Source organism: Nostoc sp. C057 (assembly GCF_013393925.1).
Classification (GTDB): Bacteria; Cyanobacteriota; Cyanobacteriia; order Cyanobacteriales; family Nostocaceae; genus Nostoc; species Nostoc muscorum_A.
On the sequence record NZ_CP040281.1, the window covers coordinates 5,561,954 to 5,574,624 of the forward strand.

Below are 12,671 nucleotides of genomic sequence, written 5' to 3' on the forward strand. Positions count from 1 at the left end.
AGTTATCCTAACCAAGAACAAAGTGCAATCAATACAGTGTTCTCTAGAGTCCTATTTTTGAGCAGTCTTATCTTCCTACACTTAGGTCATCCAATCGGATGATTCTTAACTCACCCATTCGGGTGATTTAATTTATCCTCATCAGGGTTCTGTATATATGAGCGAGTCATGCTCAATGCCCTTCAAGCATCCACAACTGATTCCTTAGAATCCAATTTCGGCAAGATACCCACAGTTGATTTTCGGTTAGCAAGAATATGAAAAAGCAGCCCTTCATACCGATCAAGTGCTTGCTCCAACGAATAATTTTCTTCGGCAAACTGTCTTCCCGCGTTACCTAACTTCGTACAGAGAGTAGGATTAGCGTATAAATCATGCACCGCAGCAGCCATTGCATCGGGCGATTCTGGCTCAACAATTATCCCACCACCACTGAGTTTGATCGCTCTAGCAGCAGTTCCAGTTGCAGGAACTGAACCCACAATTGGGCGACCACTTGCCAATAGTAATGGTATTTTTGAAGGCATATTGAACGAAATTACATTGTGCTTTTGCACAATCAGCCCGACATCTGCTGCTGCTAGCATTTCAGGTAATTTTTCTCTCGGCTGCAATGGTAGCAGCAAAACATTGTCTGCTCCATGTAATAGACAATATTCTTGCAACCTTTGCAATGCTGTTGATTCGCCGACAATGACAAAGACAATTTCTTTAATATGACGTAAGCAAACTGCTGCTTCTATTACAGTTTCTAAACCTTGGGTTAGAGCAATGTTGCCCGAATAAAGGACTATAAATTTCCCATCCAGTTGATGACTAGATATCCAAGAGTTGTTCTGTTTCGCTAAAGGGTGGATGAAATTTACATTCACCCAATTAGGAATACAAATAATTTTATTAACAGGTACTCCCTTATTCACTAAATTCTCACGAAATCCATCGGCGATAACACTAATAGTATGTGCAGTTCGATAGGCAAATTTCTCTAAAGCTGCAAGAGTTCGAATCATCCACTTGTTTTTCAGTAGCCCGATACGCACAGCAGCTTCTGGTAATATATCTTGCACATTTAGAACTATTGGGCAGTTGTATAGCCAACCAAATATTGTTGCTGGTAAGATACCTAACAAAGGCGGTACTGTTAAAATCATCACATCTGGACGTTCACCTCTAAAGGCTTGAGGCAAACTTGTGAAAATAAAGCTTAACTCCAGCAACAGACGATCTAAAAGGTTAGGTTTAGACTTAATTCTGATGTAGCTTCGCTGAATTGTGACACCATTTTTTTGTTCATTAACGTACCATTGACCCCGATAACCGTCGTAAATTTCGCGCTCAGGATAGTTGGGCATTCCGGTAATCACCCGCACTTCATGACCTCGATTTACTAGTCCCTCTGCCAATTCAGTCATTAAGGGAGCAATTCCAATCGGCTCTGGATGATAGTTGTAGGAATATATCAGAATGTGCATGAGCTATTTATAAATTTGGTAAATACAGCCGGAGATAATCGGATTTATTGCTAACTTCAATAGAGGCTGCAACTTTTATTATTTAATTTAGTTTGTGATGAGATTATGATTTTTCTAAATCACAATTGCGATAAGCACTGCTGAGAAATTTTCTAGGTGGATTTTAACAGTTAGTAGTAGTAGCGAACAATTATCAGTTTTTCTGGTTGGATAAAGTTTCCCAATCGTATATTTAAAAGTTACGCGTGTTAACTAATAAACTTTAATTGTTCACTTATTTAAATTCCTTCCTATATAGTATGATTAGTTGTTCAGTTATTTAAAAGTGAATAGAGTTGTTAAATTTACACTGAGGGGATTGTAGCATGAGACTTAATATCATGCATATAACCTGCATTCCGCCTTGTGAACTGGCACATGAAGTATTTTTAACCAAGTAAACAATATTGCATTAATGGGTGAGAGTCCAGTTTTTTTAGTGGCTCAAAGGCACTAACTTTTTAACATTAGTGTGTTTAGTAGCTTCGTATTTAAAACTGTAACTGAAAAAAACTCCAATGTATCGCAATTGACATCAACAGCTTGATTCGGGTTGTTAGCAACACTAGCGATACCTGTAGCGGCCTACACTGACGCAATACTAAAAAGTTGCACTGATTGCTATAGTCAGGACGATTTTAGCGAAAATACTTCTGATTATAATCGCTCGAATACTTGTTTTCATAAGTATTCGAGCGATCGCCAACCGATAAGGCTGGATGATAAACTCACCAGTTCACTGAACTATTGGAGCTAAAATAGAGATTCATTAAACTAAACTTGGCAACCTCTAACTAGAAAGCCTTACTTTCTTCTAGCAAGAGGCTTGCTTTTTCTTCAGAGTTGAGCCTACACCCAAGGCCCCAAATGCCAGAAAACCCAACAGAGAAGCAGGTTCAGGAACTTTGGATACCTGAATAGAACCAGAATTTTCATCTAGTGTTATTGATGTGCCTTGTTGATCGACATCTTGACGTAATGCCAAAGATTCGCCAACCGTTCCCTGAAAGAAGTATTCTCCGATGACACCCGTTCCTCCTCCTATATCAAAGGGGCCAAACAATTTCTGAGTAGCAGTATCAAAGTTGAAAGCGAAGAAATCAGATTGTGATACCCCAGAAGTAACGGTGTTATAAGTTCCCAGAGGATTATTAGATGGGTCTAAGAAAGAGACATTCAAGGATTGTAAAAAGTTGGTGGCTCCACTACCACTTTCTGAAATAATTGTCGGTGCTGTAGTCTCGTCGTAGCTGAATGAACCGACTGCGGAATAACCAGCATCTCCTAGCCAGTTAAAGTTGAAATCAATAGCTTGAGCGGGGTTGTTAGCACCAGCAGCGATCGCAACACTAAGTACAGCACTGGTTGCTGTGGTAGCAGCGATTTTGGCAAAAATATTTTTCATTGTTATAACTCCAAGATTTATTGACATGATGCAAATATCAGTGCATCAAACAACACTAACTTTACGATAGAAATAAATATAAGTAAATACTACATGGGAGCTTGAGGTAAATATAACAACTAGATGAAGACAAACACTTATTTTTTAAAGTTTTCGAGAAGATATAAAGTCTATTTAACAAACCTAAGCTCAAATTTATCTATTTTGATGTATGTAGCAAGGGTTATTACCTAAAAATCACGAGCGATCGCCTGAGAATAACTGATAAAGTTGAGCTACGCAAAGTTGAAAACAGTGACCTATGCCTGCGTTTCTATTAGAAGTTGGTACAGAAGAATTACCTGCAAGCTTTCTCAGTGATGCCTTAATACAGTGGCGAGAACGCATTCCCAAAAGTTTGGAAGCAAACAGCCTTCAGGGTGAAAGTGTCCAAGTGTACGGTACTCCCCGGCGTTTAGCGGTATTGATTAAAGGTCTACCATCCCAGCAAGCAGACCGAGAAGAAGAAATTAAAGGGCCTCCCGCCCAAGCTGCCTTTAAAGATGGTCAGCCAACAGCAGCAGCATTAGGCTTTGCTAAAAAGCAAGGTGTGGAACTAGATGCACTCTTCCTTCGCCCCACTGACAAAGGGGAATTTGTTTTTGTACAAAAAAGAATTCCTGGTCGTCCTGTGACGGAAATTTTGACAGAACTTGTTTCCCAATGGATTTGGGGTTTAGAAGGTAAGCGATTGATGCGTTGGGGAGATGGGGATGGGAGGTTTTCTCGACCAATTCGCTGGTTGGTAGCTTTGTTAGATGAGACGGTGCTACCGTTAGAATTGGTGAATGGTTCTAAAACGATTCAGAGCGATCGCATTTCCCAAGGTCATCGCGTTTTACATCCTGAACCTGTGACAATCGCCCAAGCGACTGATTATGTTACCGCCCTCAAATCTGCTTATGTCACCGTTGACCCCGAAGAACGGGAAAATCTGATTAAAGAGCAAGTAAAGGCAGTAGCAGAAAGTTTAAGCGGGTATACAGTCATTTACCCCGATTTGTTAGCAGAAGTAACCAACCTTGTAGAATATCCTTCTACAGTTGTTGGTAAATTTGAACCAGAATTTTTGGAATTACCAACTGAAGTAATTACTGAAGTCATGGTTACTCATCAGCGTTATTTCCCTGTATTCAAACCAGGTAGTTCTGAGCAAGAATTATTGCCCAATTTCATCACAATTTCTAACGGCGATCCCAAAAAATCAGATATTGTTGCCGTCGGAAATGAAAGGGTAATTCGTGCCAGATTAGCTGATGGCAGATTTTTCTACGAAGCTGATTTAACTAAACCTTTAGAAAGCTTTTTACCTCAGTTAGAAAAAGTCACCTTCCAAGAAGAATTGGGTTCGGTGCGTACCAAGATAGATAGAGTAGTTAAAATTGCTGAACAAATTAGCAGTCAATTAAAATTAGCTGAAAATCAAAGCCAAAAAATCCAACGTGCTGCTTTATTGTGTAAAGCAGATTTGGTAACTCAAATGGTGTATGAATTTCCCGAATTGCAAGGCATTATGGGAGAAAAATATGCTTTAGCTAGTGGTGAAGATGCCGAAGTAGCAAAAGCAATTTATCAACATTATTTGCCAACGGGAGCCGGTGACAATTTACCCGAAACACTCACAGGTCAAATTGTCGGTTTGGCTGATAGATTAGATACCTTGGTAAGTATCTTTGGTTTAGGTTTAATTCCCTCTGGTTCCTCCGATCCCTTCGCTTTGCGTCGGGCTGCTAATGCTGTAGTTAAAATTACTTGGTTTTATAATTTGCCGATAAATTTAGATGATTTATTGGCACAAATAGCAACAGATTTTGCCGCGAAATATCAAAAAGATCGGGCATCATTAACCACAGCATTACAAGAGTTTTTCTTACAACGTATCCGCACCTTATTGCAAGAAGAAAAGCAGATTGATTACGATTTAGTAAATGCAGTTTTGGGAGAAAATGACCCAGAATACACAGAACGGACATTAAAGGATTTATTGGATGTCCGCGATCGCGCCTTGTACTTACAACAAATCCGTAACGACAGTACTCTAGATAACATCTATGAAACCGTTAACCGTTCCACACGATTAGCCGCCCAAGGTGATTTGGATACAAAACAGCTAGAACCGACAACCGTAGTTCGTCCAGAATTATTCCAAAAGCCTTCTGAAACAGCTTTGTATAATGCCTTAATCGAATCAGTACCGCAAACTCAAACAGCACAGCAGACACGGAATTATCAACTGTTAGTAGCAGCATTAGGAAAAATTGCTCCGACAGTTAGTAACTTCTTTGATGGGCCTGATAGCGTTTTAGTTATGGACTCCGATCCAGAAATTAAGCGTAATCGATTACACCTACTGGGATTGGTTCGGAATCATGCTCGTGTTTTAGCTGACTTTGGGGCGATCGTCAAAAATCTGTAGCGTAGGTCAACAAAAAGTTGTGTAATTTTTGCCAATAGACGCTACTATAGGGAGTGCTTAACCAGGGACACTCTGCTGCAATCTATGTCCAAAGCTCATGTTATTGGATTGGGAAAGTCCGGTGTTGCTGCGGCGAGATTGTTGAAACGGGAAGGTTGGGAGGTAGAGCTGAGTGATGGCAACACCTCCGAAACCCTCCTACAACAACAACAAGAACTCGCTGCCGAGCAAATAACCGTTAAACTAGGCCAATCCCTAGAATTAAATGGTGATAATTTACCCCAATTAATAGTTGTTAGTCCTGGCGTGCCTTGGGATATTCCCGTATTAATTAAGGCACGCCAATTAGGTATTGAAACTATTGGGGAAATGGAACTCGCTTGGCGAAATTTGCAATCGCTACCTTGGGTAGGAATTACTGGCACTAACGGTAAAACTACTACCACAGCTTTAATTGCTGCCATTTTTCAAGCAGCAGAATTAGACGCGCCCGCCTGCGGTAACATTGGCTACGCCGCTTGTGAAGTTGCCCTATCTGATAGGGGACAGGGGACAGAGGATAGGGGACAGAGGGATAAGGAAAGAGGTAGGGAAACTCCAATCCAAAATCATATTGATTGGGTGATTGCGGAAGTTAGCAGCTATCAAATAGAATCTTCCATTTCTCTTGCACCCCGGATCGGTGTTTGGACGACTTTCACACCGGATCATCTTAGTCGCCATAAGACTTTAGAGAACTATTACAACATCAAAGCAAAGCTGTTGCGTCAGTCAGAGTTGCAAGTGTTCAATGGCGATGATGCCTATTTGAGCCAGCTAGGTTTAAGTGCTTGGCCTAATGCCTATTGGACAAGTGTGAGAGGAAAAGATTTCCTGATTAGCGAAAAAGGCTTTTACATCGAGGACGGCTGGGTTGTGGAAAAATTGACTGCAACCTCTGCACCAGAACCGATTGTGAAAGTATCTACTTTGCGGATGGTGGGAGAACATAACCAGCAAAATCTTTTGATGGCAGTAGCAACGGCACGATTAGCGGGAATTAATCGTGATGCGATCGCACGTGCGATTCTGGAATTCCCCGGTGTTCCTCATCGTTTGGAGCATATCTGCACTTGGGAAGGTATTGATTTCATCAACGACAGCAAAGCCACCAACTACGATGCGGCCGAAGTTGGTTTAGCATCAGTCAAAAGTCCAGCGATTTTAATTGCTGGTGGAGAAGCCAAAGCAGGTGATGATACTGGCTGGCTAGCACAAATCCAAACCAAAGCTGCTGCTGTGTTATTGATTGGCTCTGCTGCACCCGCATTTGCCCAACGCCTTCAAGAAGTGGGGTATTATTCGTACCACATTGTCGAAACTATGGAAAGGGCAATCCCCAGAGCGGCGGAATTAGCCAAAGAATATGAAGCGCCTGTGGTGTTACTATCTCCAGCTTGCGCGAGTTTCGACCAATACCCCAATTTTGAGGTGCGGGGCGATGATTTCCGTCAGTTGTGCCTTGCTTGGGCGGGAGGAGCAAGGCTTCAATACAACTCGATTCTTTCGTCTTCCCTATAATTAATTCACTGTGTGGCTTGCAGTTACACAGTGAATTAATTATGTAATCTAAAAGTGCGGTGTGATCGCATTATCAGAGAGACTTAAAATATTCTAGAAGGATTGTTTAGAGCTAATTTAGTGGTTTTCTATAATTATGTTTTGCTGTAGTTAGCAACTTCAACCTCATGAGCAATGCTTGTAGGTTTAGGAATAGGTAAACCATCTTCTAGCATTCCTTCTATATGAAATTCAATAGCTTCTGCAATCATCTGCTTGACTTCTTCTAAGGTTGCACCTGTAGTTACACAACCTGGTAAATCAGGCACATAAGCAGAGTAATTACTATCCGCCTTTTCAATTACCACTACGTAATGCATTGCCGTTGTCCTTATAATTGTGCTTGCCTCCAAATACTACTGAGAGTAGCAGGGGCTAAGTCGTCAAACAATTTACCTGGAACGTAACTAAACCTGGTTTATCAGGATGCATAAGATTTCCTATTTGTGGTAGTGAGCGATCGCCTCATGAATCGAGTGGCTCAAAATGAAATGCTAAAGTTAATAATCAAGCTTTTCCAGAGCTACATTCTCTCTCTCCCAGATAAAATTTATATATGAACGCTACACAAGAAAAACTAAAAGTTCAGCTTGAACAGGCTTTAATCGCGGCTTTTGGCGCTGACTTCGCGGGAGTAGATCCAATATTGGTTTCTGCTAGTAATCCTAAATTTGGTGATTATCAGGCGAATGTGGCTTTATCCCTGAGTAAAAAGTTAGGCAAGCAACCAAGAGCGATCGCAGGTGCGATCGTTGAGAAACTAGATGTATCCGAAATCTGCGAACCACCGGAAATTGCTGGGCCAGGATTTATCAATCTGAAACTGAAAACGGCGTACCTGGAAGCACAACTGAACGAAATTCAAGCTGATCCCAGACTTGGAGTTCCAGCCGCGAAAACACCCAAGCGGGAAATTGTGGATTTTTCCAGTCCGAATATTGCCAAAGAAATGCACGTCGGACACCTGCGTTCTACCATTATTGGTGATTCCATCGCCCGGATTTTAGAATTTCTTGGACACGATGTACTGCGGTTAAATCATGTGGGTGATTGGGGTACGCAGTTTGGGATGTTAATTACTCATCTCCGTGAATCTGATTCTGAAAATAATTCCTTTTGGAATAGTCTATATTATGAGGAGAACAATCAACCGGGTTTCATTAACTCTCCCTCTATAAATATAGGAGACTTGGTTCAGTTTTACAGAGAAGCTAAGAAAAAATTTGATGAAGATGCTGATTTTCGAGAAAGATCACGTAAAGCAGTAGTAGAACTACAATCTAATGAGTTATCAGCAAAACACGCTTGGTTTTTTCTTTGTGAAGCTTCTCGAAAAGAGTTTCAAGTCATTTATGAGTTGCTGGATATCAAGTTAACTGAACGGGGCGAATCTTTCTATAACCCCTTACTACCAAAAGTTGTAGAAGATTTAGATAAATCTGGATTACTTGTAGAAAACCAGGGCGCAAAATGCGTTTTTCTAGATGGATTTACAAATAGAGAAGGTGAACCTTTACCCTTGATTGTACAAAAATCAGATGGCGGTTATAACTACGCCACAACTGATTTAGCATCCCTCCGCTACCGGATTCAGCAGGATGAAGCAAAGCGGATAATTTATGTAACTGATGCTGGACAAGGAAACCACTTTGCCCAATTCTTCCAGGTAGCACGCAAAGCCGGCTGGATTCCCGATGATGTGGAATTAGTTCATGTTCCCTTTGGGTTGGTATTAGGAGAAGATGGGAAGAAATTCAAAACTCGTTCTGGGGATACTGTGCGGTTACGGGATTTATTAGATGAAGCTGTTTCTCATGCCCATGCTGATCTAAAAAGTAGATTACAAAAAGAAGAACGTCAAGAAACTGAAGAATTTATTAATGAAGTTGCTAGGGTAGTTGGAATTAGTGCAGTTAAGTATGCAGACTTAAGCCAAAATCGCACCAGTAACTACATCTTCAGCTACGACAAAATGCTGGATCTCAAAGGTAATACTGCGCCCTATATGCTATATGTTTATGCGCGGATTCATGGGATTAGCCGCAAGGGTGATATTAACTTTAAAGAGTTGGGAAATAATGCCGTTTTGTTGCAGCATGAAACAGAACTAGCGCTGGCAAAATATTTACTTCAATTGGATGAAGTTATTAGTAGTGTAGAGCAAGACTTGCTGCCTAATCGTCTATGTGAGTATTTGTTTGAACTGAGTCAGAAGTTTAACCAATTCTACGATCGCTGTCCCATACTACAAGCGGAGGAACCGCAGCGAACATCTCGGTTGGTTCTGTGTGATTTGACTGCTAGAACTTTGAAGTTGGGATTATCTTTGTTGGGAATTCAGGTGTTGGAGAGGATGTAATTTTTTTAATGCAAAGGTAAGCAGAGTAAGAGTTACGCTGATTTTTTCATCAGAATTGCTGGACTTAGGGGCGATCGCATCTGTGAGATTTTTTAAGACATTCACACTGGTATTAGCATGAAACATACTGATAAAAGACAGGCAGGATAAAAGGTGACAATCGAAATCTACGTCAGCACTGATATAGAAGCGGATGGCCCTATCCCTGGGCCCCATTCCATGCTTAGTCTTGCCTCAGCTGCGTATACCGCAGACAAACAATTGGTTGGGACTTTTACAGCTAATTTAGAAACCTTGCCAGAGGCCCAAGGACATCCCAAAACCATGAAATGGTGGGCAGAACAGCCAGATGCTTGGGCAGCTAGTCGAGCCGACCCCCAGCCCCCTCTAAAGGTCATGGAGTCTTACCACGCCTGGCTTGTGGCTTTACCAGGTAAACCGATCTTTGTTGGCTATCCAGCAGCCTATGACTTTATGTTTGTCTACTGGTACTTGATAAACTTTGTGGGCGATAGCCCCTTTAAATTTTCGGCATTGGATATCCGTTCCTATGCGATGGCATTCTTAAAACAAAGCTACAACGAATCTGGCAAGGATAATCTACCTGCTGCATGGTTAGAAAATCTTCCATTGGCTCACATTGCCTTGGATGATGCCATTCAGCAAGGAAAGTTATTCTGTAATCTTTTGCAAGCGAATCTAGAGACAGAAGAAAGATAGCTATGCGATCGCACTTCATAAGATTTTGTAACAGATTTCCGATAACGATGAAGCCTGATTCATTGTTATCGGAAATCCCTTACTCCTTTGAGAAACCGAGGATCTTGCCCTATACCTGAGTACCTTCGATATAAGCCTTAATGGTGGGTAACGCCGTCATCTTCTCATAGAAGAAATTGTTGACTATTTTCATCACTTCCGCCTGGGCTACTTCTACTTCGGAACCAAGGGGAGTGCCAGATTCTTGGCGGCACAGACTACGATATAAACGCAGCAAATGACGCACGATTTCTAACTCTTCTTCCCCCTCCAAGACCTTGACAGCTGCCACAATCAGTTCATCTGCCTGATTGAGAACGCTATCGAGATCAAACACAGCACTATTGTCCCTAGCTTGCTGCACAGTTCCCATTAACGCATGGACTTGGTAAAGCAATGCTGTAGGTTCGTCGAACAATTCACGCAGAAATGCTGCTTCCTCGTAACGCCCGTTCAGCCGAAAGATGTTGTACATCCGCTTGGCTGCTTTGCCGTAGTTGAGGTGTTTACCTTGTTTGACATATTTTTTAACTTCCTTTTCCAATACCGCCACATAATCATCCATGACATCGGCGGAGGCTTGCTTCACCAGTTTGGAAAAGATGGGAGCAGATTCAGCATCCAGGTAAACTTCTTGAAAATAGCCGTCTAGATAGCCGTCTAGTGCTGTGATAGTTCCATCTGGTGCTTCCCAGGTAACATCTACCACGTTGCTGGCGTTGGACAATTGACTACGTATTGTGTCAGCAACAACCCATTCCAGCTTACACCAAGACCAGTTAGGGTCTTGGGCTACGGCATCCCAGGTCAGCACCAGAGGATTGCCCTCTAAGTCGCTTACCTCAATCTGACCGGCAATCACCTCATCGGGTTGCCAGTTAATTGGCGAACCAGCACGTCTGGTGTTTTCTCCCCGAACCACTTGTTGGGGGTAAGCACCAAAGTTCACATCAATTAACTGATAATTGGGGCCGGACATGGTGTTAAGTGCCTTATCCCGAACCAGTTTGCCAAGAATCTCGGAGGCTTCGCTACGAGTGGGTGCAATGATATTCACCCGCTCGAAGTAGTCACAGTCACCAGGATAAGTCTGAATTTTAGATTGAGCCGCAGAACCAGAGATTGCCAACGCGGTTTCTACAACACCAGGAATGTCCTCAAATTCAACGATTTTGCCAATGGCGCGAAACCGTGCCAACTCTTGCGGATCAAAATCCAACATGGTGACTTTGTGCCCAAAAGCACCTGTGTCTTTGTCTACGACAATATCGCTGTCGCCTGTGGCCTCGGTGATGGAATTCATCCAACGTTCCAATTCTTGCTCATTGAGTTGAACCCCTAAACGATTAGCTGATTCAACGATGCGGTTACGTGCATCTAGAGTTTGATCTTGTGCTTTTGTCATATTTTATTTCCGATTTTATGTTGTGATTATACCTTTATAGATGATTTCAAGAAAAATGATTTTTGCGATTGTTGTTAAAGAATATTTATTGAATATTAAGTTTAATAAAATACGGTCTATCTCCCACTGATTACATGAGATAAAAACCGCTAAGTCTATCTATATAAGGTTCACAATGCAAATACTTACTAAGGCTTTGTTAGATTTTGTTCTCTAATAAATAGTTTTGAAGAGAGAAAAATCACTAGTAGGAGATATCGTGATACTCCAAGTATATCTTTGTGCTGATGAGTGTCATTTTAAATAAAGAATGTTCATAAATAGTCATTTTCAGAACAATTATTAGATAGGCTGCACCAATAAAGTTAACTATTTAAGGTCGTCGTTTTTCCTTTTTCATTCTTAATTGCTAAGGGTTTTAAATATATTTACTTTTTGTAATATAGTTGTATTTATTTCTACTGACTTAGTTAGCGATCGCTAATTAAGTTATGTGCCAAAAAGATTCATTCCGCTAAAGTGTCGAGGCGGCGGTCAAAAGTATAAGGATGAACCCAAAAAAAGACCTAGGCTGTAAAGCAGAGGTCTTTCGCTTTCAGAACGTTGTAAAATTCATTAGCAACGTAAAACGCTGATATGGTTAATTTAGTGGCTTCTGCGCCATGAATGCCAAAATAGCAAGCCTATTGACAATCCCATACTGACAATTATTGTTACTTCTATACCTAAAATGCGATGCCTCCGGCGGGCAAAGCCAACGCCAATATTCCCAATATTTAGTTGCACACCTAAATATCTAATGCTGCGCCAAAAATTTTCTTTATATTATGCAAGGTTTTAGGAGAACTTTTCCCAGGATTGGGCAACTAATTGGCTCAACCAGCGACGTTGTTGCTGATCCAGCATTGGATCATCTGCTAGCAACTGAGCGGTTAATTCTTCCAAGGATTGACCTTGAGCGCGGACAATTTTAATGACTCCAGCGATCGCAGCTGCAACGAGTTCTTCATCAATTGGCTGTTGTCGCAGGGCAACAATTTCTTGGGGACTGTCTGGAATGGGATAATTCATGGCGTGGGTTTACAGAAATACAAAATGAACAATAAATTCAACAAATTCTTAAAATTTCTTTACTAAATCTTTACGAGATTAGTTGCGCGGAGTGTACTTTACTTTGT

General features: G+C 41.4%; 9 protein-coding genes. 4 read left to right on the forward strand and 5 right to left on the reverse strand.

The features are described 5' to 3' along the window. Nucleotides 1–182: 182 nt before the first annotated feature. Together FD724_RS23760 and FD724_RS23765 are read right to left on the reverse strand one after the other, a co-directional pair. The gene (locus FD724_RS23760; protein WP_179074318.1) at nucleotides 183–1,472 is read right to left on the reverse strand and encodes a glycosyltransferase family 4 protein; all 1,290 of its coding nucleotides are present in this window, start codon (nucleotides 1,470–1,472) and stop codon (nucleotides 183–185) included. An 853-nt stretch (nucleotides 1,473–2,325) separates the two neighbouring features. Next, nucleotides 2,326–2,916, reverse strand: coding sequence for a PEP-CTERM sorting domain-containing protein (locus FD724_RS23765; protein WP_179074319.1), 591 nt, complete (start codon nucleotides 2,914–2,916; stop codon nucleotides 2,326–2,328). Nucleotides 2,917–3,217: 301 nt separating this feature from the next. On the opposite strand from FD724_RS23765, the gene glyS reads away from it, so the two are divergent. Next, entirely contained in the window at nucleotides 3,218–5,371 is a 2,154-nt protein-coding gene (gene glyS, locus FD724_RS23770; RefSeq protein WP_179074320.1) for a glycine--tRNA ligase subunit beta, read from the forward strand. Between the two features lie 84 nt (nucleotides 5,372–5,455). Beyond that, nucleotides 5,456–6,931, forward strand: coding sequence for a UDP-N-acetylmuramoyl-L-alanine--D-glutamate ligase (gene murD, locus FD724_RS23775; RefSeq protein WP_179074321.1), 1,476 nt, complete (start codon nucleotides 5,456–5,458; stop codon nucleotides 6,929–6,931). 134 nt (nucleotides 6,932–7,065) lie between these two features. Here the strand turns inward: murD and FD724_RS23780 are convergent, their stop codons facing one another. Continuing rightward, nucleotides 7,066–7,290, reverse strand: coding sequence for a type II toxin-antitoxin system HicB family antitoxin (locus FD724_RS23780; RefSeq protein WP_012410354.1), 225 nt, complete (start codon nucleotides 7,288–7,290; stop codon nucleotides 7,066–7,068). A 236-nt stretch (nucleotides 7,291–7,526) separates the two neighbouring features. On the opposite strand from FD724_RS23780, the gene argS reads away from it, so the two are divergent. Both argS and FD724_RS23790 read left to right on the forward strand, forming a co-directional pair. Beyond that, nucleotides 7,527–9,329 carry an arginine--tRNA ligase gene (gene argS / locus FD724_RS23785; RefSeq protein WP_179074322.1) on the forward strand — a complete coding sequence of 601 codons (1,803 nt, stop codon included), beginning with the start codon at nucleotides 7,527–7,529 and terminating at the stop codon, nucleotides 9,327–9,329. A gap of 153 nt (nucleotides 9,330–9,482) precedes the next feature. Continuing rightward, nucleotides 9,483–10,049, forward strand: coding sequence for an exonuclease (locus FD724_RS23790; RefSeq protein WP_179074323.1), 567 nt, complete (start codon nucleotides 9,483–9,485; stop codon nucleotides 10,047–10,049). A 109-nt stretch (nucleotides 10,050–10,158) separates the two neighbouring features. On the opposite strand, the gene FD724_RS23795 is transcribed toward FD724_RS23790, so the two are convergent. Continuing rightward, nucleotides 10,159–11,493 (reverse strand): hypothetical protein, encoded by a 1,335-nt coding sequence (locus tag FD724_RS23795; protein WP_114081901.1) that lies wholly within the window; start codon nucleotides 11,491–11,493, stop codon nucleotides 10,159–10,161. Between the two features lie 837 nt (nucleotides 11,494–12,330). Continuing rightward, on the reverse strand, nucleotides 12,331–12,564 hold the full coding sequence (locus tag FD724_RS23800) for a hypothetical protein (RefSeq protein WP_114081902.1): 234 nt from the start codon (nucleotides 12,562–12,564) through the stop codon (nucleotides 12,331–12,333). Nucleotides 12,565–12,671 lie beyond the last annotated feature (107 nt).